The sequence below is a fragment of the Pseudomonas sp. FBCC-B1667 genome, from assembly GCF_059133255.1.
The window spans coordinates 1,256,421-1,281,279 of record NZ_CP101437.1 but is presented as its reverse complement, the minus strand read 5'-3'; the positions used below and the strand labels follow the sequence as shown (position 1 = coordinate 1,281,279).

The 24,859-nt window shown below is 60.1% G+C and carries 19 protein-coding genes; 14 read left to right on the top strand and 5 right to left on the bottom strand.

What is annotated here, in order from left to right; all coding sequences use genetic code 11:
• The first annotated feature begins 18 nt into the window (after positions 1-18).
• The 10 genes from NL116_RS05585 (at position 19) to NL116_RS05540 (ending at position 13,593) form a co-directional block, all read left to right on the top strand.
• The gene (locus NL116_RS05585; RefSeq protein ID WP_494376340.1) at positions 19-1,188 is read left to right on the top strand and encodes a PilZ domain-containing protein; all 1,170 of its coding nucleotides are present in this window, start codon (positions 19-21) and stop codon (positions 1,186-1,188) included.
• Positions 1,189-1,197: 9 nt separating this feature from the next.
• A complete protein-coding gene (gene algK / locus NL116_RS05580) occupies positions 1,198-2,604 on the top strand; it encodes an alginate biosynthesis TPR repeat lipoprotein AlgK (protein WP_494376339.1) in 1,407 nt (468 codons plus the stop codon).
• Positions 2,601-4,088: an alginate export family protein gene (locus NL116_RS05575; protein ID WP_494376338.1), complete on the top strand. Its 1,488-nt coding sequence runs from the start codon at positions 2,601-2,603 to the stop codon at positions 4,086-4,088. Before algK ends, NL116_RS05575 begins: the two co-directional genes overlap by 4 nt.
• A 26-nt stretch (positions 4,089-4,114) precedes the next feature.
• On the top strand, positions 4,115-5,704 hold the full coding sequence (algG, locus tag NL116_RS05570; protein WP_494376337.1) for a mannuronan 5-epimerase AlgG: 1,590 nt from the start codon (positions 4,115-4,117) through the stop codon (positions 5,702-5,704).
• Positions 5,705-5,714: 10 nt separating this feature from the next.
• A complete protein-coding gene (locus tag NL116_RS05565) occupies positions 5,715-7,163 on the top strand; it encodes an alginate O-acetyltransferase (protein WP_494376336.1) in 1,449 nt (482 codons plus the stop codon).
• An 8-nt stretch (positions 7,164-7,171) separates the two neighbouring features.
• Positions 7,172-8,296 carry a mannuronate-specific alginate lyase gene (locus NL116_RS05560; protein WP_494376335.1) on the top strand — a complete coding sequence of 375 codons (1,125 nt, stop codon included), beginning with the start codon at positions 7,172-7,174 and terminating at the stop codon, positions 8,294-8,296.
• Positions 8,297-8,507: 211 nt separating this feature from the next.
• Entirely contained in the window at positions 8,508-10,073 is a 1,566-nt protein-coding gene (locus NL116_RS05555) for an MBOAT family O-acyltransferase (RefSeq protein ID WP_494376334.1), read from the top strand.
• An 11-nt stretch (positions 10,074-10,084) separates the two neighbouring features.
• On the top strand, positions 10,085-11,260 hold the full coding sequence (locus NL116_RS05550) for an alginate O-acetyltransferase (RefSeq protein WP_494376333.1): 1,176 nt from the start codon (positions 10,085-10,087) through the stop codon (positions 11,258-11,260).
• Between the two features lie 17 nt (positions 11,261-11,277).
• On the top strand, positions 11,278-11,934 hold the full coding sequence (locus NL116_RS05545) for an alginate O-acetyltransferase AlgF (RefSeq protein ID WP_494376332.1): 657 nt from the start codon (positions 11,278-11,280) through the stop codon (positions 11,932-11,934).
• 207 nt (positions 11,935-12,141) lie between these two features.
• A complete protein-coding gene (locus NL116_RS05540; RefSeq protein WP_494376331.1) occupies positions 12,142-13,593 on the top strand; it encodes a mannose-1-phosphate guanylyltransferase/mannose-6-phosphate isomerase in 1,452 nt (483 codons plus the stop codon).
• A 93-nt stretch (positions 13,594-13,686) separates the two neighbouring features.
• Here NL116_RS05540 and NL116_RS05535 read toward each other — a convergent pair whose 3' ends face one another.
• Positions 13,687-16,494 carry an RHS repeat-associated core domain-containing protein gene (locus NL116_RS05535; protein ID WP_494376330.1) on the bottom strand — a complete coding sequence of 936 codons (2,808 nt, stop codon included), beginning with the start codon at positions 16,492-16,494 and terminating at the stop codon, positions 13,687-13,689.
• 166 nt (positions 16,495-16,660) lie between these two features.
• On the opposite strand from NL116_RS05535, the gene NL116_RS05530 reads away from it, so the two are divergent.
• The 3 genes from NL116_RS05530 (at position 16,661) to NL116_RS05520 (ending at position 18,531) form a co-directional block, all read left to right on the top strand.
• A complete protein-coding gene (locus tag NL116_RS05530) occupies positions 16,661-17,125 on the top strand; it encodes a multidrug transporter (protein ID WP_494376329.1) in 465 nt (154 codons plus the stop codon).
• Positions 17,126-17,156: 31 nt separating this feature from the next.
• Positions 17,157-17,981: an SDR family oxidoreductase gene (locus tag NL116_RS05525; RefSeq protein WP_494376328.1), complete on the top strand. Its 825-nt coding sequence runs from the start codon at positions 17,157-17,159 to the stop codon at positions 17,979-17,981.
• A 148-nt stretch (positions 17,982-18,129) separates the two neighbouring features.
• Positions 18,130-18,531, top strand: coding sequence for a DUF4440 domain-containing protein (locus NL116_RS05520; RefSeq protein WP_494376327.1), 402 nt, complete (start codon positions 18,130-18,132; stop codon positions 18,529-18,531).
• 129 nt (positions 18,532-18,660) lie between these two features.
• Here NL116_RS05520 and NL116_RS05515 read toward each other — a convergent pair whose 3' ends face one another.
• The 4 genes from NL116_RS05515 to NL116_RS05500 form a co-directional block, all read right to left on the bottom strand.
• Positions 18,661-19,509: an efflux RND transporter periplasmic adaptor subunit gene (locus NL116_RS05515; RefSeq protein ID WP_494376326.1), complete on the bottom strand. Its 849-nt coding sequence runs from the start codon at positions 19,507-19,509 to the stop codon at positions 18,661-18,663.
• 25 nt (positions 19,510-19,534) lie between these two features.
• Positions 19,535-19,735, bottom strand: a complete 201-nt coding sequence (locus NL116_RS05510; protein WP_008153498.1) for a DUF1656 domain-containing protein — start codon at positions 19,733-19,735, stop codon at positions 19,535-19,537.
• Positions 19,725-21,917, bottom strand: coding sequence for an FUSC family protein (locus NL116_RS05505; RefSeq protein ID WP_494376325.1), 2,193 nt, complete (start codon positions 21,915-21,917; stop codon positions 19,725-19,727). Before NL116_RS05505 ends, NL116_RS05510 begins: the two co-directional genes overlap by 11 nt.
• Before the next feature lie 139 nt (positions 21,918-22,056).
• Entirely contained in the window at positions 22,057-23,556 is a 1,500-nt protein-coding gene (locus NL116_RS05500; protein ID WP_494376324.1) for an efflux transporter outer membrane subunit, read from the bottom strand.
• Positions 23,557-23,737: 181 nt separating this feature from the next.
• Between NL116_RS05500 and NL116_RS05495 the strand changes: the two genes are divergently transcribed.
• On the top strand, positions 23,738-24,706 hold the full coding sequence (locus NL116_RS05495; protein WP_027924598.1) for a LysR family transcriptional regulator: 969 nt from the start codon (positions 23,738-23,740) through the stop codon (positions 24,704-24,706).
• Positions 24,707-24,859: the final 153 nt, after the last annotated feature.

The following is a 24,859-nucleotide window of genomic DNA, read 5'->3' as shown; positions in this document are numbered from 1 at the left end:
AACAAGGAAATCGCCCCTATGAATACCGCCGTCAACGCCAACGTAGTGCATGAATCCGAAGCCCAGCGCCAACACGCCCGAGTGAAAATCCCGGCCAAGCTGCGTTTCTTCGGTCCTGACCGGACCCCGGTTGAAGCCCGTGTAATCGACCTTTCCGCTGGCGGCCTGGCGTTCAACGCCGGTCAGCTGCCGCTGAAGATCGGTGATGTGTACAAGGCTCGCCTGCAATTCGTGATCGACAACCTCGGGCTGGCCATGGACGTGGAGTTGCAGGTTCGCTCCTTCGACCGCCAGACCGGCCGTGCCGGTTGCCAATTCCAGAACCTCGAACCGCAAGACATCTCGACCCTGCGCCACCTGATCACCTCGCACCTGGCTGGCGACATCGTCAGCATGGGTGAAGTGCTGGCGACCCTGCAGCGCGACAACTTCACCAAGGCGCGCAAGGTCAAGGACGGCGGCCACGGCATGAGCGCATTCGGTCGTCTGCGTGCTGTGACCTTCAGCCTGGGGATTTTCATCGTCGGCGTGGCGGCATTCGGTTTCGTTTTCAAATCGGTGTACGGCATGTACTTCGTCAGCCACGCACAGGCCGGTCTGGTCAGCGTGCCGGGCATGAACATCACCATGCCACGTGACGGCACCGTGCAAAGCCTGATCAAGGCTGACGGTGTGGCTGCCAAAGGCGCCCCACTCGCCACGTTCAGCACCAGCATGCTCGATGTGCTCAAAGGGCACCTGGACGAAGACCAACTGCAGCCGGCCAAGGTTGAAGAACTGTTCGGCAAGCAAATGACCGGCACCCTGACCTCGCCGTGCGACTGCACCGTGGCGCAACAACTGGTTGCCAACGGTCAGTACGCCAGCAAGGGCGACGTAATCTTCCAACTGGTGCCACGCAACAGCGAAGCCAACGTGGAAGCGCGCTTCTCCTATCGCCAGTTCCGTGACGTGCGCCCAGGTACTTCGGTCAGCTTCCAGATCGCCGGCGAAGACAAGACCCGCACCGGCAAAATCGTCAGCAGCACCAGCCTGAAAAGTGCTGACCTGTCGTCCGACATCCGCGTGCTGATCCAGCCTGATGAATCCCTGGACAGCAGCCTCGCCGGTCGCCCGGTAGAAGTGAACAGCGATCGCGGCCCGAACCTGAACTGGCTGATCGACAAAGCCATGGCTGCCGGTCTTTAAGTCGAGGACATGCCCGTGACGAGTCCACTCAGAATCCTGCCGGTCCCATTGACCCTGGCCATGGCCATCGCCCTGGCCGGTTGCGCCGGCCTGCCCGACCAGCGTCTGGCCAATGAAGCCCTCAAGCGCGGCGACACCGCGCTCGCGCAGCAGAACTACAAGCAACTGGCCGACCTCGGCTACAGCGAGGCTCAAGTGGGCCTGGCCGATATCCAGGTCGACAGCCGTGACCCGGCGCAGATCAAACAGGCCGAGGAGACTTACCGCGCCGCAGCCGACGTCTCGCCGCGGGCACAGGCTCGTTTGGGTCGTCTGCTGGTGGCCAAACCGGGTTCTACCGAAGCTGAACAGCACGAAGCCGAAGGCCTGTTGAAAAAGGCCTCGGCCAATGGCGAAGGCAACACCCTGATCCCGCTGGCCATGCTGTACCTGCAATACCCGCACAGTTTCCCGAACATCGATGCGCAGAAGCAGATCAGCCAATGGCGCGCCGAAGGCAAACCGGAAGCAGGTTTGGCGCAAGTCCTGCTCTATCGCACCCAAGGCACTTACGACCAGCACTTGGACGAAATCGCCAGCATCTGCAAAGCCGCGCTCAACACCACGGACATCTGCTACGTCGAACTGGCCACGGTTTATCAGAAACAGGCCAAGCCAGAACAACAGGCCGAGCTGATCAAGCAGATGCAAGCCGCACACGCTCGCGGCACCGTCTCCGCGCAACGGGTCGACAGCGTCGCCCGTGTGCTCGCGGACCCGACCCTGGGCAAGACCGACGAAAAAACCGCGCAGTCGCTGCTCGAACCCATCGCTCCGGGCTACCCGGCGTCGTGGGTCACCCTCGCGCAATTGATCTACGACTTCCCTGAACTGGGTGATGTCGACCAGATGATGAAGTACCTGGACAACGGCCGCGCCGCCGACCAGCCGCGCGCCGAACTGTTGCTGGGCAAGCTCTACTACGAAGGCAAAATGGTCCCGGCCGACGCCAAGGTCGCCGAAGAACATTTCCAGAAAGCCGTCGGCCGCGAAGTCGCCGCCGATTACTACCTCGGCCAGATCTACCGACGCGGCTACCTGGGCAAAGTCTATTCGCAGAAAGCCCTGGATCACTTGCTGACCGCTGCGCGCAACGGCCAGAACAGCGCCGACTTCGCCATCGCCCAGCTGTTTTCCCAAGGCAAGGGCACCAAGCCCAACCCGCTTAACGCATACGTCTTCAGCCAGCTGGCCAAGGCTCAAGACACCCCGCAAGCCACCGAGCTTGCGCAAACACTCGAAGCACAACTGCCGCCTGCCCAGCTCGCCGAGGCCCAACGCCTGTTGAAACAAGAACAGGCCGTTCGTGGGTCCTTGAGCCAGAACACGCTGGAACTGCATGCCCTGCAAGAAGAAGACGGCGAGGAATCCCTATGAAGTTGAATCCATTCGTTCAGGCCGGCATTGGCCTGACATTCGCCTTGTTGTGGTCGTGTCCCACCCTGGCGGCATTGACCGAAACCAAGAATTACGGCCTCGACGTGAAAATCACCGGCCAGTCCGAAGCCGACAGTGACCTCGGCACCCAGAGCGGCGGCGACGTCAACGGCGTCGGCCTCGACCTGCGTCCATGGATCTATGGCGAAAGCGGCGCGTGGAGCGCCTATGCGATGGGCCAGGCCGTGACCGCCACTGACATCATTGAGACGGATACCTTGCAAGGGACCGCCGGCGACGGCACTACGCCGACCACCAACGATGATCGCAAAACCAAGAAAAACTACCTGGCGATGCGCGAATTCTGGGTCGGCTACAGCGGCCTCACGCCGTACCCCGGCGAGATGCTCAAGCTCGGTCGCCAACGCCTGCACAACGCCGACGGCGAATGGCGCGACACCAACATCGAAGCCCTGAACTGGACCTTCGACACCACCCTGTTGCGCGCCAATGTCGGTGTCGCCGAACGCTTCAGCGAGTACCGCACCGACCTCACGGAGCTGGCGCCAAAAGACAAGGATCGCCTGCACGTCTACGCCGATGCGGAGTATCAGTGGACACCGGGACAGTGGGCGGGCATTCGCGCTCATCACGCCCACGATGACGGCAAACTCGACTACCCGCAGCCGGGCGTGCCCACCGATTCGCTGGACAAGCAACAGAACGGCGACCTCACCTGGCTGGGCCTGACCGCCGACAGCGACGCCTACAACTGGCGCAACACCAACACCGTCAATTACTGGGGCAGCATCACCGGCATGAGCGGCGACACCAACACGGTCAACCCGCTGAACGCCAACGGCACGCCTCCGACCGAAGCCAAACGCGGTCAAGACCTCAATGGCTGGGCCACGGATGTCGGCGTGCGTCTGCGCCTCGATCCGCAATGGCAAGTCGGTGCCGCCTATGCCCGTGCCAGCGCCGAGTACGAACAGAACGGCCTGGAAAGCAACCGCTCGAACTACACCGGTACCCGCTCGCGGGTGTCCCGTTTCGGCGAAGCCTTCCGTGGCGAAATGCAGAACATGCAGACCGCGACCCTGTTCGGTTCGTGGATGCTCAACGACGAATACGACGCCAGCCTGATCTATCACAAGTTCTGGCGCGTCGACGGCAACAAGCCGATCGGCAGCAACGGCATCAACGCGGTCGAGAACAACACCGACGACGCCACCGGTGCGATTCTGTCCACCACGTCCCTGCCGCTGAACGATGGCGAAAAGGACCTCGGTCAGGAAATGGACCTGGTCGTCACCAAGTACTTCAAGCAAGGCCTGTTGCCGGCGGCGTTGAGCCAGTCGATCGACGAGCCTTCAGCCCTCGTGCGTTTCCGTGGTGGTGTGTTCAAGCCGGGTGATGCCTACGGCAAGGAAGTCGATTCGTACATGCACCGCGCATTCATCGACGTGATCTGGCGCTTCTGATGCGAACTGCGAAGGGAGTGCCCGACATGAACAATCCGAAGCGAGGTTCGATCTCCTTGCTGGCCGGCGCCATGCTGCTGGCCAGCGCGGCTGCCTTCGCCAATGTGGAACCGGTCGTGCCCGTGCAGAAAGGGCAACCGGCGACCGTTGCCAAAGGTTTGCAACAGGCCAAGACCTACACCGTCAGCAGCGCGCCGACCGCACCGCTGGAGCTGGCCAAGCCAAAACTGCCGGACCTGTCCGGCTACACCAGCGACGCCATCGCCGCAAAAATCGTGCGCACCAAGGCTGGCAAGATCAGCGTGCGCCGGATGATGCAGGAAGACGCCCTGAAGGACTTCATCGGCGGTGACAACAAGATGGCCGAGTGGGTTGTTCGTCAGCACGGCATCCCGCAGGCCATTTTTGTCGACGACGGCTACATGAACCTCAAGGACCTGGCGAAGAAACTGCCCAAGCAGTACTTCAACGAAACCTCGCCGGGCGTATTCCTGGCGAAGTTGCCGATCGTGGTCGGCCGTCACGGCATCCTTGAAATCGACAAGCAGACCCAGGAATTGCGCCTGTCGCAAGAGGCCGGCTCGTTCCTGGTCAACGACGGCCAGCTGTTTGTGCGTGACACCAAAATCACCGGTTGGCGCGAAAAGGACAACGGCCCGGCGACGTTCACGTCGCCGAAGGAATTCCGTCCGTTCCTGCTGTCCTGGGGTGGCACCGAGACCTACATCGCCAACAGCAAGATCGCCAGTTTCGGCTACGCCAACAGTAAGTCCTACGGCGTGAGTATTTCCCAGTACACGCCGAATATGGCCAAAGTCTTGAAGCGCCCTGAACCGACCGGCTGGATCGTCGGCTCCGAGTTCTCGGACATGTGGTACGGCTTCTACTGCTACGAAACCCGCGACTTCGTGGTCAAGGGCAACACCTACAAAGACAACATCGTCTACGGCATCGACCCGCACGACCGTTCGCACCGTCTGATCATTGCCGACAACACCGTCTACGGGACGAAGAAGAAGCACGGGATCATCATTTCCCGTGAGGTCAACGACAGCTTCATCTTCAACAACCGCAGCTACGACAACAAGTTGTCGGGCCTGGTGATCGACCGTAACAGCGTGAACAACCTGATCGCCTACAACGAGATCTACAAGAACCACACCGACGGCATCACCCTCTACGAGAGCGCCGACAACCTGATCTACGGCAACAAGGTGATCAGCAACACACGCCACGGCATCCGTATTCGTAACAGCGTGAACATCCGCCTCTACGAAAACCTGTCCCTGGCCAACGGCCTGACCGGTGTCTACGGCCACATCAAAGACCTGAGCGACACCGACCGTGACATCAAGCTCGACCCGTTCGACGCCGAAGTCTCGCTGATTGTGGTCGGCGGGGAACTGGCCGGCAACGGCAGTGGCCCGCTGTCCATCGACTCGCCGCTGAGCGTCGAGTTGTATCGCGTGTCCATGCTCGCCCCGACCAAATCCAGCGGCATCAGCTTCAGCGGGATTCTGGGCGAGCGTCAGGATGAAATTCTCGACCTGCTGGTGCGCCAGCAGAAAGCCGTGCTGATCGACCCTGTCGAACGCCAGACCGAAATGCGGGACTGAGGATAATTTTATGCACCCACACTTGATCAAATTACTCAGCCTGTCGGCCCTGACCGCCGGCATTCTCGCGGCCAGCGGTGGTGTTCGTGCCGATGACGCCCAGGCGCCGAAGTTTGCTGCCGAGCCGTGCTGCAACCTGTGCCCCGAAGCCCATGACGCGAAGAATTACACCACGCGTTATCAACAGAACTTCACCACGCTGGTACAGGCGCAAGGCGACTGGCTGTTCCGTACGCAAGAAGACTTGCGCACCGAATTCGATACCTCCCCCGCCGGCTACAAACGCCTGAAAGAACTGCACGATGCGTTCAAGAGCAAAGGCGTGGAGCTCGTTGTTGTTTATCAACCCACTCGTGGCCTGGTGAACCGCAACAAGCTCAACCCGGAAGAAAAAGCCAAGTACGATTTCGACAAGGCACTGAAGAACTACAAGACCATGCTCGGGCGTTTCGCCGCGATGGGTTACGTCGTGCCGGACCTGTCGCCGCTGACCAACGAGTCGCTGCCCGACACCCTGCCCGCCCACGATTTCTATTTCCGTGGCGACCAACACTGGACGCCATACGGCGCCCAACGCACGGCGAAAATCGTCGCGGAAAAGGTCAAGCAGATCCCGGCGTTTGCCGGCATTGCGAAACGTGAATTCGAGACCCACAGGTCGGGTCGCATGGGCAAGACCGGAACATTGCACAACATGGCCGGTCAACTCTGTGGCACCAGCTACGCGATCCAGTACATGGATCAATTCACCACCGAGCCCAAGGGCGAAGCCGCCGACGGCGATCTTTTCAGCGACGCCGGCAATCCGGAGATCACCCTGGTCGGTACCAGCCACAGTGGCAAGAACTACAACTTCGCCGGTTTCCTCGAAGAGGCCATCGGCGCCGACATCCTCAACGTGGCGTTCCCCGGCGGTGGCCTGGAAGGTTCGATGCTGCAGTACCTGGGCAGTGAAGAATTCCAGACCAAACCACCAAAGATCCTGATCTGGGAATTCTCGCCGCTCTATCGCCTCGACCAGGAAACCATCTACCGCCAGATGATGGCGCTGCTGGACAACGGTTGCGAAGGCAAGGATGCACAGATGTCCGGCAGCACCACGCTGAAAACGGGCAAGAACGAATTAATGGTCAACAGCAAAAACCTGAACCTGCAAAACAGCAGCCATCAGGTCGACATCCGTTTCGCCGATCCGTCGGTGAAAACCCTGCAAGCCACCCTCTGGTACATGAACGGTCGCCACGAGGACATCAAGATCGAAAAACCGGAAACCTCCGACACCGACGGGCGTTTCGCCTTTGAGTTGCGCACGGACGAAGACTGGGCCTCGCAGAATCTGCTGGCCGTCGAAGTCCAGGGCCCTGAAGCCGGTGCCGCGCCGCAAAAAGTCGAAGCGAAAATCTGCAAACGCAACGTGTTCCCGAGTGCTGAGCAGCGAACTGCTCAGGCCGGGCAATGAGGTCTGCCATGCGAAACCGAACGTTGAAACATCTGCTCGCGCCATCGTTGCTGACCCTGGCGATGTTCGCCGGGGCCACCCAGGCTGCCGCGCCGCTGCGCCCGCCACAGGGTTATTTCGCACCGATTGAAAAACTCAAAACCGGCGACAGCAGTGAAGGCTGTGATGCAATGCCGACGCCGTACACCGGCTCGCTGCAATTTCGCAGCAAATACGAAGGCTCCGACAAGTCCCGTTCGACCCTGAACGTGCAATCGGAAAAAGCCTTCCGCGACAGCACCGCCGACATCACCAAGATCGAACGTGGCACCAGCAAGCGCGTGATGCAGTTCATGCGTGACGGTCGCCCGGAACAACTCGAATGCACGCTGACCTGGCTGACCGCCTGGGCCAAGGCCGATGCGTTGATGTCCAAGGACTTCAACCACACCGGCAAGTCCATGCGCAAATGGGCGCTGGGCAGCATGGCGTCGTCGTACATCCGCCTGAAATTCTCCGACTCGCACCCGCTGGCCAACCATCAGCAAGAGTCGCAGTTGATCGAAGCCTGGTTCAGCAAAATGGCCGATCAGGTGGTCAGTGACTGGGACAACCTGCCGCTTGAGCAAACCAACAATCACTCGTACTGGGCGGCCTGGTCGGTGATGGCCACGTCGGTCGCGACCAACCGCCGCGACCTGTTTGACTGGGCCGTGAAGGAATACAAGGTCGGCGCCAACCAGGTCGACGCGCAAGGTTTCCTGCCCAACGAACTCAAGCGCCAGCAACGCGCCCTCGCCTACCACAACTACGCCCTGCCGCCATTGGCGATGATCGCCAGTTTCGCGCAGGTCAACGGTGTGGACGTGCGCCAGGAAAACAACGGCGCGCTGAAACGCCTGGGTGATCAGGTGCTCGCCGGGATTAAAGATCCGGACCTCTTCGAGAAGAAGAACGGCAAGGAACAGGACATGACCGATCTCAAGATCGACTCGAAATTCGCCTGGCTCGAACCGTTCTGCACGCTCTACACCTGCGCGCCGGATGTGCTGCAGCAGAAACACAAAATGCAGCCGTTCAAGACCTTCCGCCTCGGTGGTGATTTGACCAAGGTCTTCGACCCGGCCAATGAAAAAGGCAACAAGGGTTCCTAGCGCCAGACACAAATCCCCTGTGGGAGCGGGCTTGCTGGCGAAAGCGGTCAGACATTCACCATTGATGTTGACTGCTACACCGCCTTCGCCAGCAAGCCGGCTCCTACAAGGGGTCGCGGTGATTTTGAATGCATTACATCCCCCGGTTTTCGGTGGGGGGTTTGGGGGGGCCGTTGGCCCTTGACTGTTGGTTAAACATGGAGAGATCGGGATGGTATTTTCATCCAACGTGTTCCTGTTTTTGTTCTTGCCGATCTTTCTCGGCATGTACTACTTAAGCGGAATACGCTATCGCAACCTGCTGCTGCTGATCGCCAGCTACGTGTTCTATGCCTGGTGGCGCGTGGACTTCCTCGCGCTGTTCGCCGCCGTCACATTGTGGAACTACTGGATCGGCCTCAAGGTCGGTGCCGCAGGCGTGCGGACCAAACCGGCCCAGCGCTGGCTGTTGCTCGGCGTCGCCGTCGACCTGTGCATCCTGGGCTACTTCAAGTACGCCAACTTCGGGGTCGACAGCATCAACGCGATGATGACCTCGGTCGGTCTGTCGCCGTTCATCCTGACCCACGTGCTGTTGCCGATCGGGATCTCGTTCTACATTTTCGAGTCCATCAGCTACATCATCGACGTCTACCGGGGTGACACCCCGGCGACCCGCAACCTGATCGACTTTGCGGCGTTCGTGGCGATCTTCCCGCACCTGATTGCCGGCCCGGTGTTGCGTTTCCGCGACCTCGCCGACCAGTTCAACAACCGCACCCACACCCTGGACAAATTCTCCGAGGGCTGCACGCGGTTCATGCAGGGTTTCATCAAGAAAGTCTTCATCGCCGACACCCTCGCCGTCGTCGCCGACCACTGCTTCGCGCTGCAAAACCCGACCACCGGCGATGCCTGGCTCGGCGCGCTGGCCTACACCGCGCAACTGTATTTCGACTTCTCCGGCTACAGCGACATGGCCATCGGCCTGGGCCTGATGATGGGTTTCCGCTTCATGGAAAACTTCAAACAGCCGTACATCAGCCAGTCGATCACCGAGTTCTGGCGTCGCTGGCACATCAGCCTCTCCACCTGGCTGCGTGACTATCTGTACATCACGCTGGGCGGTAACCGCAAAGGTACGCTGATGACTTATCGCAACCTGTTCCTGACCATGCTGCTCGGTGGTCTGTGGCACGGCGCGAACATCACCTACATCGTCTGGGGTGCGTGGCACGGCATGTGGCTGGCAATTGAAAAAGCCTTGGGCCTGAACACCTCGCCGCGCAGCATCAACCCGATCCGCTGGGCGCTGACGTTCCTGCTGGTGGTGATGGGCTGGGTGATCTTCCGCTCGGAAAACCTGCACGTCGCCGGCCGCATGTACGGTGCGATGTTCAGCTTCAACGAGTGGTCGCTGTCTGAACTCAACCAGGCCAGCCTCACCGGCCTTCAAATAGCGACATTGGTGGTGGCTTACGTGACGCTGGCGTTCTTCGGCATCCGTGATTTCTACACCAACCGTCCGCCAGAGAAGACCAAACCTGCGGTCAACGTCGAGACCGATGGTCCTGCCGCTGCGACCCCGGGAACGATCAAAGCCGTACCGGGCGATAACCCGGCCAGCATCCACCAACCGGGTTACACCGTCGGCGTTGAAGCCACCGTGCAACCGGCCTACTGGACCGCTGACTGGTCGCGATACGTGATGCGCGCCCTGGTGCTGCTGCTGTTCATCGCTTCGATTTTCAAACTCTCGGCGCAAAGCTTCTCGCCGTTCCTTTACTTCCAGTTCTGAGGGATCTGATCATGACCCGCTCATTACGCATCTTCTACATCGCCCTGTTCCTGCTGACGCTGCTGGCACTGGGCCTGTGGTCCACGCGCAGCTTCTTCGGCTTCAGCACCAACGCCGACGCGACGGTGCTCAACGGCCGCTGGACCAAAGCCGTGGAGACGCATTACGACGACGAGTTTCCGATCAAGCGCCTGGGCACCAACCTCTGGGCTGCGCTGGATTTCAAACTGTTCAACGAAGGTCGTCCGGGCGTTGTACTCGGTCGCGATCAGTGGCTCTACAGCGATGAAGAGTTCAACCCGATCGTCAATGAAGAGCTGAACCTGCAAGGCAACTACGCGCTGGTCGAAGGCGTGCGCCAGACCTTGAAAGAGCAAGGCGTGCAACTGGTGATGGCGATCGTGCCGGCCAAGACCCGCCTGTACCCGGAGCACTTGGGTGAGGTGAAGCCTTCCAGCATTCACGCCAACCTTTATCAGGATTTCCATGCTCGTGTGGCGGCCGACAAGATCCTCGCTCCCGACCTGCTCGGCCCGCTGCAACAGGCCAAGCACAATGGTCAGCAAGTGTTCCTGCGCACCGACACTCACTGGACCCCAGAAGGCGCACAAGTTGCCGCCGAGACCCTGGCCAAGACCATCGCCGACAAGCTCCCACTGAGCGGCGAGCCGCAAAACTTCGTCACTTCACCCGCGGAAAAAGTCACGCACAAGGGCGACCTGCGCCTGTTCCTGCCGCTGGACCCGCTGTTCGAAAACCTGATGCCGGCGCAAGAACCGCTGCAGAAGCGCAACACCGTGGCAGCTGGCGATCAGCCGGCCGGTGACGACGCCCTGTTCGCCAACACCGAAGTGCCGGTGGCCCTGATCGGCACCAGTTACAGCGCCAACCCGAACTGGAATTTCGTCGGCGCGCTGAAACAAGCGCTGCACAGCGACGTGGTCAATTACGCCGAAGACGGCCACGGCCCGATTCTGCCGATGCTCAGCTACCTGAAAAGTGACGCTTTCAAGAACAGCCCGCCACAGGTGCTGATCTGGGAGTTTCCTGAACGCTATCTGCCTGTGAACAACGAAATCGGCGACGCCGACCCGCAGTGGGTCGCAGAGCTCAAAGAAGCCGGCGCCCGCCAACAAAACGTAGCCGCAAACACTAAATCCGAGACGCCCGACCGGGCGCAAAACTGAAAGAGAGAGGTACTACCATGACTTTCACTACTACTCCTCGCCGTCTCGCCAAGACTTTTGCTCTGGCCGCGACCTTCAGCGTGCTGTCAATGAACGCCTTCGCCGGTGGCGACGCCGCACTCTACGGCCCGACCGCACCAAAAGGCTCGAGCTTCGTACGGGTCTACAACGCCGGTAACGCTGAAGTCAGCGCCACCGTCGGCACCACCAACCTGAGCGACGTTGCGCCGCTGTCCAGCACCGACTTCAGTTTCATGCCGGGCGGCGACTACAGCGCCAAGGTCGGCAGCCAGACCCTGCCAGTGAAACTGGCCGGTGACCACTATTACACCCTGGTCAACAACGCTTCCGGCGCGCCCCAACTGATCGAAGAACCGCCCTTCAAGAACAAGCAGAAGTCCCTGGTACGCCTGCAAAACCTGAGCGACAAGCCGCTGACCCTGAAAACCGCTGACGGCAAGACTGACGTGGTTCCGAGCGTGGCCGCCAAGGGCCGTGGCGAGCGTGAAATCAACCCGGTGAAGGTCAGCCTGGCGCTGTTTGAAGGCGACAAAAAAGTCGGCGATGTAAAACCAGTTGCCCTGGAACGCGGCGAAGCCGCCGTGCTGTACGTCACCGGCAACGGCAGCAGCCTGTCGCCAGTCTGGGTAAAACGCCCGGTGTCGACGCGCTGATTAATTCTCTGACTTGACGCTCCCCCTGTGGGAGCCGGGCTTGCCCGCGATACAGACACCTCGGTTCAACAGATACACCGAGGCGATGCCATCGCAGGCAAGCCAGCTCCCACAAGGACCGAGGTCAATTCGGACACGGAATAAGAACAAGAGTGAAACGACAGAACGTTCGTAGCTCTAACCAATCGATTTTAAAGGAGTAACAACATGATTCCGGTGATCTTGTCAGGTGGTAGCGGCTCACGTCTTTGGCCGCTTTCGCGTAAACAGTTTCCCAAGCAATTCCTTGCCCTGACCGGCGAACACACGCTCTTCCAGCAAACCCTGGAACGCCTGGTGTTCGAAGGCATGGACACCCCGATCGTGGTCTGCAACAAGGACCACCGCTTCATCGTCAACGAGCAGTTGAGCAACCGCAAACTCGAAGCCCAGCGCATCCTGATGGAACCGTTCGGTCGCAACACCGCGCCGGCCGTGGCCCTGACCGCGATGATGCTGGTCAATGAAGGTCGCGACGAGTTGATGCTGGTGCTGCCGGCCGACCACGTGCTGGAAGACCAGAAAGCCCTGCAACGTGCGCTGGCCCTGGCCACCGTCGCGGCGGAAAACGGCGAAATGGTGCTGTTCGGCGTGCCGGCCACCAAACCGGAAACCGGTTATGGCTATATCAAGTCGACGAATGATTCGCTGTTGCCGGAAGGCGTCAGCCGCGTCTCGCACTTCGTCGAAAAACCTGACGTGAAACGTGCCACCGAGTTCGTCGAGTCCGGCGGTTATTTCTGGAACAGCGGTATGTTCCTGTTCCGCGCCAGCCGCTTCCTCGAAGAACTGAAGAAGCACGACCCGGACATCTACGACACCTGCCTGCTGACCCTTGAGCGCAGCGAACACGACAACGACACCATCACTCTGGACGAAGCCACCTTCGCCTGCTGCCCGGACAATTCCATCGACTACTCGGTGATGGAAAAAACCCAGCGCGCCTGCGTCGTACCGCTGACCGCCGGCTGGAGCGATGTCGGTTGCTGGTCGTCGCTGTGGGAAGTGAACGAAAAAGACGCCAACGGCAACGTCACCAAAGGCGACGTGGTCATTCAGGACAGCAAGAACTGCATGATCCACGGCAACGGCAAACTGGTGTCGGTGATCGGCCTGGAAAACATCGTGGTGGTCGAAACCAAGGACGCCATGATGATTGCGCACAAGGACAAGGTCCAAGGCGTGAAACAGATGGTCAACACTCTCAACGAGCAGGGCCGCAGCGAAACCCAGAACCACTGCGAAGTCTATCGTCCGTGGGGCTCCTACGACTCGGTGGACATGGGCGGTCGCTTCCAGGTCAAGCACATCTCGGTCAAGCCGGGCGCGTGCCTGTCGCTGCAAATGCACCACCACCGCGCCGAACACTGGATCGTGGTCAGCGGCACCGCTGAAGTGACCTGCGACGACAACGTGTTTCTGCTGTGCGAAAACCAGTCGACCTACATCCCGATCGCGTCGGTCCACCGTCTGCGCAACCCGGGCAAGATTCCACTCGAGATCATCGAAGTGCAATCGGGCAGCTACCTGGGTGAAGACGATATCGAGCGGTTCGAAGATATCTACGGTCGCTCCACCCCGATCGAGCGCGGCGTGTCGGTGAAAACCATCGCGCAGTAAGCGTTCAGCAAAAATAAAAGCCCCCGTCCAGCCCGCTGCGTTCCCTATCCGCAGTGGGTTGGGCGGGGGCTTTTTTGCTGACGTGATGCCAAATCAGATTTTCGCTGGATTTCTATTTTGCTTTGCAAATGTTTTCCATTTATCTAACAACTCGCCAGGCAACGGATTCAATTTGCCCGTTCTAAAATAACCATTTTGTAATTCGCTCGCTGTCACATGGCCTGAATCAATCATGAATTTGGCCATGTTCCCGCCCCAATGCTGAGCGTCTCCACCTACGCTTGTTGTGAAATAACCCGTTTTGTACTCCGCCCCGGGATACATGGCTTTGAACACCTGATAGGCAAAGTAGTCGGTAATGTGTTCGTCATAATTACTGTTACTGACAGACGTATCCGTATCCCGTTGAAAGCCAACATGTTCGTGCGATGAAGAATGCAAGGCTTCGTGAACAATTGTTGAACGGATTTTATCGACATCAAGCTGACCGTTTTCAGAATAATCGGGGGCGGTTACCCCCATGTAAATTGTTCCGTCTGGCGACGTCCAGGCGGCAGGATTGGCACGAAGTTCTACCTGATTGAACTGCATCGTTTCATTGCCAGGAACAGACCTGATTTTTTCAAAAAGTTCTTTGTGTGTTACATCCACTACTTTTATAGGGCTAACCGATACACCAAATAGTTGATGGATTGTTTCGGCTAGCTGAGTCGTGTCAACGTAGTTTTTTGTTTGCCATGGTTCTGAAGCCTGATTCGCTGGCATTTGTGGACGCGCCAATACGATAGGCTCAAACAGCTTCTGAGCCTGCGCGACTTGCCCAGGCAGTGGTGGCGGTGGCGGCATAGGGCCGGAGCCAAACGGAGGAGGTGGAGGTCCAGCCGATCCCGGTGGCGAAGGTGGTTTTGGAGGTACGGTCGGTACATTAGGCACACGGCCATCGCCATCGATCAACGTGACAGGGTTATTTCTAACCATTCGATACAGGTTCAAGCCATCGACCGCGCCTGCCGGATCAGGATTCAGCCAACGCTGCAACCACGGGATGTAATAGCGAAACCCATAGTAATAAAGCCCCGTCGCATCCCGCTCCTTGCCTGAATACCGAATGGTTTTGTAGTCGACTGCAATGCCATCTGCACCGGCAAACCACGCCGTCTCACCGAAGGGATAGTAGATTTCGCGGCTGATGATGCGTCCGTCATTGGCCAGTTCCACCGTGCAGGAATTCAGGTGATCGACCAGGGTATACCGATACTGATCGTTGATGCCGGACGGTGGATCGCTTTCCCAGTGCAGGACCCGAACAGAATCAAGGCCGGCCTGTGCGGTGATGACGTGCAGCCTCTCCCCGGTGCCACTGTCGGTATGAAGTTCCAGCCCGGGTAAATAGCGCACTTCGGCTATCACGGTTCTGGCATTGGTCTGCAACGAGCGAGTTTTTCGTACCCGTTGGCCACCGCCATCGTAGCGGTAGGCCTCCACGTCATTTCGTCCAGAGTCGCGCTCCACCGGGCTCACCGACTGCAATTGATTGCGCAGATCCCATGTCAGGAATCGCCCGGGATCCAGCTCCAGTAAATTGCCTCGGGCGTCGAATGCCGCGGCGATTTCTTCCTCGGTCGGCGGTTCGCCGTGGCGCCAGGGCAGGCAACGATTGCTGTACCGGGCGGCTTGCAGATCACATCCGGGACTTTGCGCACCGACATGTGTCAGCTTCAGCAGGTTGCCGCTGTCGTCGTACCTGTAGGTTTGCTGGTAGTTGCTGAGCGCCGCCGGATCGTTGCGCCCAACGGATGCCGGCCCTTGGCTGGAAGCGCCCGCCTCCCAGCCAGACGCCGCGATCAATTGATACAGACTGTCGTAAACAAATCGACTGACGGGGTCGATACGTTGATTGTTGAAGTACCGCACCGGCAACGCCTTGTCTTCGATGCTCAGCACATTGCCCATTCGGTCATAGGCGTAGCACAGGTGTTGCAGCAATCCGTTTTGATCAACGTGCGCCCGGCGCTCGATCAGACGCCCGTCTTCCGAAGAGTAGTTGAGGGTCGTTTGAACGTTATTACCCGCCACTTCGCGAGTGATCTGTCCTTGGGCGTTGTACTCGATCTCGCTGACCAGGGTTTGCCAAACCGGCTTGCCCGCCAGTTTCAGGGCGCTGTGGAATAGCCGGCCATCAAGGGTGAAGCCAAAGGTCTGACTGTTCCGCCTGGCATCGACCGATTCGAGCACATTCCCCAGCGGGCCGAACCGCCAGGTAGAGACCGCTCCGTCGCCGGACTCCAACAATTCATTGCGATCAGCAATCGGCTCTGGCCAATCAGGGGCGACGGCCTCCAGCGTGAAATGCTGAACGTGACTGATGCACTGGCCGGTGATCGCAAACGCCTCAGACAATACGGTCCCGCCGGGGCCATCCTGTCGAATCAATTGCCCGGACGCGTTGTGATCCTGATGCCCCTGAGCGGGACGACCATATTCCATGCGCTCGGCACACCGTCGTGGTGCTGTGGCAACGTGTTCAAACACCGCCACCGGACGTAGCCGTTCGTCGTATTCAATTTCGCGTCGTGTGCCGCGACTGTCCCAGTCATGCAGCACTTCATTGGCCACGCCCAAAAGACTGATCTGCGACCCGGCATCCACGCTCAGCGTCGATACGGCAACATCGGTCAGCGAATACACCGTCACGAGATTGGCGGGTGCCAGCGGGTCTTGTTCCTGTAACGACCAAAGCCGGGGGTCCCACTGTTTGACGGCGCGCCCGGCGGCATTGTGAAGCGTGCGGTTGATGCGTGCCTGAGTCGGCTCGCCTTCAACTTCGCGCCAGTAATCAATGGAACGAATCGGCAGCGCTCGCGGATCGACGACCGACACTGTGGGGGTTTTATAGTGCATGCCGACGCGTCCCTGTGAACCAGCGGTTATCTAACCGCTCGCGCCACGGTACGGCTACTGTCAGAAATTACAGTTGCGACCAACGGCAATGGCGCTTGATACGCGAATGTCCATTGCGGCGGCCCTTCGGTAGGATGAGGCTCATGAGTTCAAGGAGCGTACCCACATGTTCATCGGTGTCCTGCTGGTCATCACCTGGCTGATCCTGTTGCTGCGCTACCCATCCAGGGCGTTGCCCGTGTCGATGGCGGCCGCCATCGGTTTGGGCCTGGTGGCCACTTGGGTGATCTGGCTGGACAACCGTGAAGTCAAGCAACTCGCCCGGCTGGAGCTGCGTATCGCCTACGCGCCAGAGCAGTGCCCGGCGGATCGCCCGTTGCAGTTGAAAATGAACAACGGCAACGACGTACCGCTAACCGAATTGCGCTGGCGCATCGCCGCCTATGCGCCGGGCGATACGGTCAATCTGGCCGATAACCAATATGAAGCCCCACGCTATCGTGGCCCCGGTGAATTGCAGGCAGGCGCCAACTGGGAAGACTGTTTGCCCTTGCCGCCATTGCGTCCCGGCTATCGCCCACAAACGCTGGAGTTTCGCGCCGAGCGTTTGCAGGGTAGTTTCTCCGACTAACCCACTTCTTTCTTTGCACAAGGACCGCGCCATGCCCGTTGCGTTGATTACCGGTTGCTCCAGCGGCATTGGCCGCGCCCTCGCCGACGTGTTCAAAGCTGCCGGCTACGAAGTCTGGGCCAGCGCCCGCAAGGCCGAAGACGTGGCCGCATTAGCCGCTGCCGGGTTCACTGCCGTGCAACTGGATGTCAATGATGGCGCCGCGCTCGAACAGCTGAGCGAGCAGATCAATCAGCAACATGGCGGCCTCGACATTCTGATCAACAACGCCGGTTATGGCGCAATGGGGCCGCTGCTTGATGGCGGTGTACCGGCGATGCAGCGGCAATTCGAAACCAACGTGTTTGCGATTGTCGGCGTCACCCGTGCGCTGTTCCCGGTGCTGCGTCGCGCCAAGGGTTTGGTGGTGAACATCGGCAGCGTTTCCGGGATTTTGGTCACGCCGTTTGCCGGTGCCTACTGCGCCTCGAAGGCCGCCGTGCATGCGTTGAGCGATGCGTTGCGCATGGAGCTGGCGCCGTTCGGTATCCGCGTAATGGAGGTCCAGCCGGGCGCCATCGAATCAAGTTTCGCCAAGAATGCCGGGCATGAAGCTGAACAATTGATCACTGAGCATTCGCCGTGGTTTCCACTGCGTGAAGGCATTCGTGCGCGGGCCAAAGCGTCTCAGGACAAGCCGACGCCGGCCCGGGAATTTGCTCAGGGGGTGCTCAAGGCGGTGCAGCAGGGCACGCCACCGCGTTTGATTCGATTGGGCAATGGCAGCCGGGCGTTGCCCTTGTTGGCGGGATTGCTGCCGAAGGGGTTGCTGGAATCGGGGTTGATGAAGCGGTTCGGGTTGCGTGGACAACTCTGAAACCGGGCCGACGCCATCGCGAGCAGGCTCGCTCCTACAGGGATCTTGGGTGTGGATGCTATCTCTGCCACCCAACAGAACCTTGCAGGAGTGAGCCTGCTCGCGATGGCGTCCGAACAAACACAGAACATTTCAGGAACACACTTCAATGACCGACTACACCGACTACTTCGACGAAGTCATCCAGGCCCACGTCGCCATCGAACAATGGCTGGCCGAAGAACGAGACGACTTGGAGCTTGAACAACTGCTGAGCCGGTTTTCGCCACAGTTCTCCATGATCTCGCCATTGGGCCGAGTGCTGGATTACGAGGCCTTGAGCGAGTTGTTCCAGATGGCCGGTGGGAAGAAGCTCGGGTTCAGGATCGAGCTCAGTGACTTGCGCGGTGTGGCGCTGTATGACGGCGGCGCGGTGGTGACTTATCGCGAACAACAGACCGATGCCACCGGGCTGCATTCGGATCGGCGTTCGACGGTGGTGTTTGAGAAGGCCGCCGCCGATGGCAGGATTATCTGGCGGCACTTGCATGAGACGTTTTGCAAAGAGTGAGACCGAGTCGCGGCCTTCGCGAGCAAGCCCGCTCCCACACTTGAGCTGCGTCGATCACATCTTTTGCGTTCACTGAAGATCGAATGTGGGAGCGGGCTTGCTCGCGAAGGCCGCCACTCGGTCCAACGGCTAGTTAACCACCACCGTACAGGTAATCCCCGCTGCCAAAAGCACGCCCTCCGGCACGTCATCAATGTGAATCCGCACCGGCACCCGCTGCGCCAAACGCACCCAGTTAAACGTCGGGTTCACATCGGCAATCAGCTCGCGACTCTCCGGGTTATCCCGGTCGTAGATGCCGCGAGAAATGCTCTCCACATGCCCCTTCAGCACCTCGCCGCTCATCAATTGCATGTCGGCCTTATCGCCCACCCGCACATGGGGCAATTTGGTTTCCTCGAAGAAGCCGTACACCCAGAACGAGTTCATATCGACCACGGCCATCTTCGCTTCGCCGATGCGCGCGTAGTCGCCACGATGCACGTTGAGGTTGGTCACATACCCGTCCACCGCCGCCCGCACCTCGGTGCGTTTGAGGTTGAGTTCGGCGGCTTCGAGTTGCGCTTGCGCGTGTTGATAATCGGCCAGTGCCGAGTCGGCGATGTTGCTGGCGTCGTCGCGATTTTCCTTCGAAATAACCAGGTTATCCATGTCGGCGCGGCGACGGGCATTGACCTTGCGCATCTCCCACGTGGCCTTGCGTGAAGCCACCAGCGACTGCGCCTGCTTGACCGCGATACGGTAGTGTTCGGGGTCGATCTGCATCAGCAAATCGCCCTTCTTCACCTGTTGGTTGTCGCGCACCGGCACGTCCACGACTTCCCCGGTGACGTCGGCGGCGACGTTGATGATGTCGGCGCGTACCCGACCGTCGCGGGTCCACGGGGTGTCCATGTAATGCACCCACAAGGTCCGGCCGATCCATAGTGCGAGGGCCAGCACCAACAGGGTGGCGAGCAGGCTGAAAAGCTGTTTCATCAGGGCCTTCTTCAGAAATAGAGAGTCAGTGATAAACGGTCAGCGCCAGGGCGCCGAACAAACAGGTAAACAGGCTCAGGCGCAGCAGCGCCGGGTGCCAGAAGAAGCGGTACAGGTCGAACCCGGACAAGAACCGGTCCAGCGCCCACGCCAGTGCGGCGGCGATGAAAAACATCAGCGTCATGGTCGGCATGTACACGCCGTGGAAGGCGATTTCACGAGGCATGTGCAAGTCCTTGTGGCTCGGTTTTCGTGTAGGCCGAAAGTGGCGATTGCGGGTCCAGCAACGAGGTACGAATGAAGTGCAGGTAGCTCTTCACCCGGCGCAGGGCCGAGGTGTCGAAGTGCGGTGCGAAAGGTTCATCGGTGGCTTGCACACGGCTGATCGCATGGTCGACCGCGATCAGACTGCGCTCCAGATTGTTCTGGTTCGGTTGCAGAAACAGCCGCACCAGCGAACGGCCCATCACGCGGATTGCCTGGCGCCACGGCTGCGATTCGGCATACGCCGGATGCACCGGCAGAATCGCCTGTTCCTTGCGCAACTCGATGATCGCGTGACCGACTTCCAGCACCACGAACATCCAGCGCAGCAAGTTGCTTTGTACCTGCGGTTGGCCCGCCGCGAGGCCATACGCCTGATGCAGCAAGTCCCGCGTGCGGCTTTCGAAACTCGACGCCAGCCCCTTGAGCTTGCCGCTGATCGCATACACCACTTGCCCGCGCAGGTCCTGCTCGAGCCGGCGCCACAACCAGCGGCTGTTTGGCGGCAAAATAATCGCCCCGGCCGCCGCGCAGACGAGCATGCCCAACACCATGGCGATGTAGTCGTTGATGAAGGCGTAAGGGTTGTAGACCGTGAGGTTGTCCGGCACCGAGCCGGTGCTGAAGAAGATCAGCAAACCGAGGCCGACCCCGGCGTATTGCGGGCGCGACGTGAGGAACGAACCGAGCACGATCACCGGCGCGAGCATCACGCACAGCAGCGGGAAACCGTCGATCCACGGGAAGATGAAAAACATCTCGACGAAACCGATCAGTGCGCCAAGGAACGTCCCGCAGGCCATCTGAAACGCCATGCGTTTAGGGTTTGGCGTGGCGGCTGAAAGGCCGACAGTTGCCGCCGCAATCAAGGTCATCGTTGCGCCACTGGGCCATGCGGTCGCCACCCAATAGCTGCCGAGCACCACCAGAATGAACGCCGCCCGAATCCCCGACGCCGCCGAGGCCATCCAGTTGGTTTGCGGGGTGAACGGCTCGTCCCATTGCTCCCGCGCATGGCTGTGATCGGCCAAGGATGCGTGGGTCTGTGCATAACTGTGCAGGTCGTCGACGAAGCGATAGAGCAACTCGTACGCGGTGTGGAAATCCAGCAGCTCGGCGTCGCTCGGGTTGCTCTCCTGAAAGGTCGCCCGCAAGCGGCGAACCCGCGTCGGCAAACCTTCTTTATACGCGCTCAACTCGACAACCAGGCGTGCGGCGTCTGCGTCGGTCAGGGCACGACCGCTGAAACCGTCGAGCACTTCCGCCAGGTCCTGCAGACCCGGTTTGATTGCCGCGACCGCCGGCTCGGCGCCGCTGCTGCGCGAGCGTTCGAGCAACTGATGCAAGGCGTTGAAGCGGGTGGTGATGCCCATGAATTCGCTGTTCAAACGATTGAGCCGACCGTTGCGCCGACGCATGTGCGGGTCTTCGAACACGGTCACGCTGCGCAAGCCTTCCAGCCCCACCGCTTCAGCGATGAAGCGCACATTGCTGGCTTCAAAAGCCTCCTGTTTGCTGCGACCGCGCAAGCCATCGGTGACGAACAACGCGAACACACCGAAGCGCTGGTACAAGGCGTTGCGCATCGCGGCGCTGGCGGTTTGCGGCAGGATCGCGGCGCTGACCAGCGTCGAGCAGAGAATGCCGAGGGAGATTTCCAGCACCCTCCAAACGGCGGCCATGAACGCGCCGTCCGGGTGCGCCAACGCCGGTAAACCGACCATCGCGGCGGTGTACCCGGCCAACACAAAACCGTAGGCGCGAAAGTTGCGATACCGCGCCGCACCAGCCGAGCAGATGCCGACCCAGATCGCCAGCGAGCCGAGGAACAGTTCGGTGTTTTGCGCGAACAAGGCAATCAGCGCCACCATCACCGCCGAGCCGGTCAAGGTGCCGAGAAAGCGGTAAAAACTCTTGGCGAACACCTGACCGCTTTGCGGCTGCATGACGATGAACACGGTGATCATCGCGGTGCGCGGTTGCGGCAACTCCAGGCGCATCGCCAGCCACAAGGTCAGGAAAGCGGCGAACAACACCTTGAAGATGTAGACCCAGGTCACGCCATCGCTGCGCGCCCAGTCAAAAAAGCCCCGGCGCCATTCAAGGGAATACAGCCAGCGCAAGGGGGCGGGCAAGGGAGTCATGAAAGCCTGCTCATTAAGATTCGATTCAGACGCAGAACCTGTGGGAGCGAGCTTGCTCGCGATGGCGGAGTGTCAGGCGACACATGCATTGACTGACACGGCCTCATCGCGAGCAGGCTCACTCCTACAGGGGCCGAGTTCACTTCAGGAGACTCGGGGTTTTCGGGGCCTGGGTCTGGCTATCTTTCGGCACATCATTCCCCGCGCCAAGCCCGCCACCCAACGCCGTCACCAGTTCCGCATGCGCACTTAACCGCGCCGCCTGCACCTGCTGCTGCACCTGCTGCTGCTTGAACAGCAACGTCTGCGCATTCAGCACATTGAGGTAGTCGGTCAAGCCGCGCTGATAGGCGATCATCGCGATGTCATACGTTTTCTGCGCCGTGGCCACGGACTCGGCGGCGAAGGCCTGCTGCTTGTCCATCGACTCGCGGCGGATCAATTGATCGGAGATGCTCTTCAGCGCATTCACCAGCGTCTGGTTGTACTTGGCCACGGCGACGTCATACCCCGCCGACGCTTCGCCCAACTCCGAGCGCAAACGCCCGCCATCGAAGATCGGCAACGAGATCGCGGGGCCAACGCTGTAGTTGAGTTTTTTGCCGGTCAAGAACTCCAGCGCCCCACCGCCGGTGGCCATGTAGCCGAGGCTGCCGACCAGATCGACGTTGGGATAAAAACCGGCGTGGGCGACATCAATGCCGCGCGCTTGCGCCGCCACTTGCCAGCGACTGGCAACCACGTCCGGGCGTTGGCCGAGCAATTGCGCGGGCAGCGACGACGGCAGTTTCAGCGCGGCGCCCAACGACAGCGTTGGCCGCTGCACCTTCGCGCCCTCCCCCGGACCAAAACCGGCCAGGGCCGCGAGCTGGTTGCGGCTGAGGGCGATTTCTTCGTCCAGCGCATCGATTTGCCGATGGGTTTCCGGCAACGGCGTTTGCGCCTGACTGACTTCAAAGTGCGTGCCGATGCCACCGTCCAGACGCTTCTGTGCGAGGTCGAGAATCTGCTGTTGCTGCAGCAGCGTCGCTTCGACGATGTCGCGCTGGGCGTAATGCAGCGACAGTTCGATGTAGGCGCGCACGATGTTGTTCTGCAATTCCAGCTGCGCCAGACGTGCTTCGGCGGCGCTCATGTGCGCCATGTCCACGGCACGCTCGGTCGCGTTGCTTTCGCGCCCCCACAGATCGAGCGCATAGCTGAAGCCCAGCGCCGCGTTGTTGTCCCAGGTGGTCGTGTTGGCCAGTTCGCCCGGCCCATAGAACTGATCGGTGGGCCAGTTGTGGCGCTTGAGGGTGGATTCGCCATTGACCTGCAACGACTCGGCGGACTCGGCAATGCCGGCCATCGATTTGGCCTGGCGCACTCGCGCCGCCGCCATGGCCATGCTCGGGCTGCCTTGCACGGCGAGGTCGATCCAGCGGTTCAGTTGCGGGTCGCCATAGGCCTGCCACCATTGAGCGGTGGGCCAGTGCGCGTCCTGCGCGGCGTGTTGAATGGCTTCGTCGGTGGCCAGCGAGTCGGCCTCCAGTGCCTTGCCCTGCGGGGCGATACCTGCGGTACCGATGCAGCCGCTAATTGCCAGGGTTAAAGCCAAAACACTGAGCGTCTGAAGCGCTCTGCTGATGCGACGCGGCACTGCTGCGATTTCCTGAGGTGGGGGGGTATTTCGGAGATGCGCAATTCTAGGGGGCGGCCGGAACGGCGATAAGCTGGGATTCTTGTGAATCTTTGTTACCGTTAACGCGATAATCCCTTGGTCGGGGTCTCAGACTTTGAAACCTTGTGTCACAATTTGCCATCTCCCTTGAGAGCACCCCATGGACACTTTGCAAAACATGCGCGCCTTCAGTTACGTGGCCGAGGCTGGCAGTTTCACCGCCGCCGCCGTGCAACTGGACACCACCACCGCCAACGTCTCGCGCGCGGTCTCCAACCTGGAAGCCCACCTGCAAACCCGCCTGCTCAACCGCACCACCCGCCGCATCGCGTTGACCGAAGCGGGCAAGCGCTACCTGTTGCGCTGCGAGCAGATCCTCGCCTACGTCGAAGAAGCCGAAGCCGAGGCCAGCGATGCCCACGCACGTCCGGCCGGACAGCTCAAGGTGCACACCATGACCGGCATCGGTCAGCACTTCGTGATCGACGCCATCGCCCGTTATCGCAAGACGCACCCGGACGTGACCTTCGACCTGACCATGGCCAACCGCGTGCCGGACTTGCTCGACGAGGGCTACGACGTGTCCATCGTCCTCGCCAGCGAACTGCCTGATTCGGGCTTCGTGTCCCAGCGCCTGGGCATCACCTACAGCATCGTCTGCGCCTCGCCGGCGTACGTGAAAGCCAACGGTTGCGCGCAAAAGCCCAGCGACCTGCTGAACCACATGTGCCTGCGCCTGGTGAGCCCGGTGATCCCGCTGGAAAAATGGGCCTTCGACGGACCCGACGGCCAGGAGACAGTAACCATCAACAGTTCACCGTTTCTGGTGAACTCGGCGGACGCAATGAAGACCGCGATCACCAGCGGCATGGGCGTAGGCGTCTTGCCGGTGTATGCGGCAATTGAAGGCTTGCGCAACGGCACGCTGGTAAGAGTGATGCCGAATTACCGCTCGCAGGAATTGAACCTGTATGCGATTTACCCTTCACGGCAATATCTCGACGCGAAGATCAAGACCTGGGTCGAGTACCTGCGCGGCTCGTTGCCGGAAATTCTGGCGGCGCATCAGGCGGAGTTGGCGGCGTATGAATTGAGTGGGAGTCTGGGCGGGGCTCGGCTGGCCAACTGATTTCACGGTCCTACAGACGCGCTGATTTTGGGGAAGGATTCCGACGCGTTCTGTCGGTTGTTGGGTCAGACGGGAAATGGGTAGGCTTTGTGGGTCGCTGCCAAATCAGCGATCGGGTCTGGAAAACCTGACAACCCTCCATCACACCTCATG

What these genes read in the sequence shown, in the direction of transcription:
- NL116_RS05505 (WP_494376325.1), bottom strand. Translation starts at nt 21,917, where the DNA reads ATGACTCCCTTGCCCGCCCCCTTGCGCTGGCTGTATTCCCTTGAATGG.
- NL116_RS05555 (WP_494376334.1), top strand. Translation starts at nt 8,508, where the DNA reads ATGGTATTTTCATCCAACGTGTTCCTGTTTTTGTTCTTGCCGATCTTT.
- NL116_RS05575 (WP_494376338.1), top strand. Translation starts at nt 2,601, where the DNA reads ATGAAGTTGAATCCATTCGTTCAGGCCGGCATTGGCCTGACATTCGCC.
- NL116_RS05550 (WP_494376333.1), top strand. Translation starts at nt 10,085, where the DNA reads ATGACCCGCTCATTACGCATCTTCTACATCGCCCTGTTCCTGCTGACG.
- NL116_RS05565 (WP_494376336.1), top strand. Translation starts at nt 5,715, where the DNA reads ATGCACCCACACTTGATCAAATTACTCAGCCTGTCGGCCCTGACCGCC.
- NL116_RS05560 (WP_494376335.1), top strand. Translation starts at nt 7,172, where the DNA reads ATGCGAAACCGAACGTTGAAACATCTGCTCGCGCCATCGTTGCTGACC.
- NL116_RS05530 (WP_494376329.1), top strand. Translation starts at nt 16,661, where the DNA reads ATGTTCATCGGTGTCCTGCTGGTCATCACCTGGCTGATCCTGTTGCTG.
- NL116_RS05585 (WP_494376340.1), top strand. Translation starts at nt 19, where the DNA reads ATGAATACCGCCGTCAACGCCAACGTAGTGCATGAATCCGAAGCCCAG.
- NL116_RS05535 (WP_494376330.1), bottom strand. Translation starts at nt 16,494, where the DNA reads ATGCACTATAAAACCCCCACAGTGTCGGTCGTCGATCCGCGAGCGCTG.
- NL116_RS05545 (WP_494376332.1), top strand. Translation starts at nt 11,278, where the DNA reads ATGACTTTCACTACTACTCCTCGCCGTCTCGCCAAGACTTTTGCTCTG.
- NL116_RS05540 (WP_494376331.1), top strand. Translation starts at nt 12,142, where the DNA reads ATGATTCCGGTGATCTTGTCAGGTGGTAGCGGCTCACGTCTTTGGCCG.
- algG (WP_494376337.1), top strand. Translation starts at nt 4,115, where the DNA reads ATGAACAATCCGAAGCGAGGTTCGATCTCCTTGCTGGCCGGCGCCATG.
- NL116_RS05525 (WP_494376328.1), top strand. Translation starts at nt 17,157, where the DNA reads ATGCCCGTTGCGTTGATTACCGGTTGCTCCAGCGGCATTGGCCGCGCC.
- NL116_RS05495 (WP_027924598.1), top strand. Translation starts at nt 23,738, where the DNA reads ATGGACACTTTGCAAAACATGCGCGCCTTCAGTTACGTGGCCGAGGCT.
- NL116_RS05510 (WP_008153498.1), bottom strand. Translation starts at nt 19,735, where the DNA reads ATGCCTCGTGAAATCGCCTTCCACGGCGTGTACATGCCGACCATGACG.
- algK (WP_494376339.1), top strand. Translation starts at nt 1,198, where the DNA reads ATGCCCGTGACGAGTCCACTCAGAATCCTGCCGGTCCCATTGACCCTG.
- NL116_RS05520 (WP_494376327.1), top strand. Translation starts at nt 18,130, where the DNA reads ATGACCGACTACACCGACTACTTCGACGAAGTCATCCAGGCCCACGTC.
- NL116_RS05515 (WP_494376326.1), bottom strand. Translation starts at nt 19,509, where the DNA reads ATGAAACAGCTTTTCAGCCTGCTCGCCACCCTGTTGGTGCTGGCCCTC.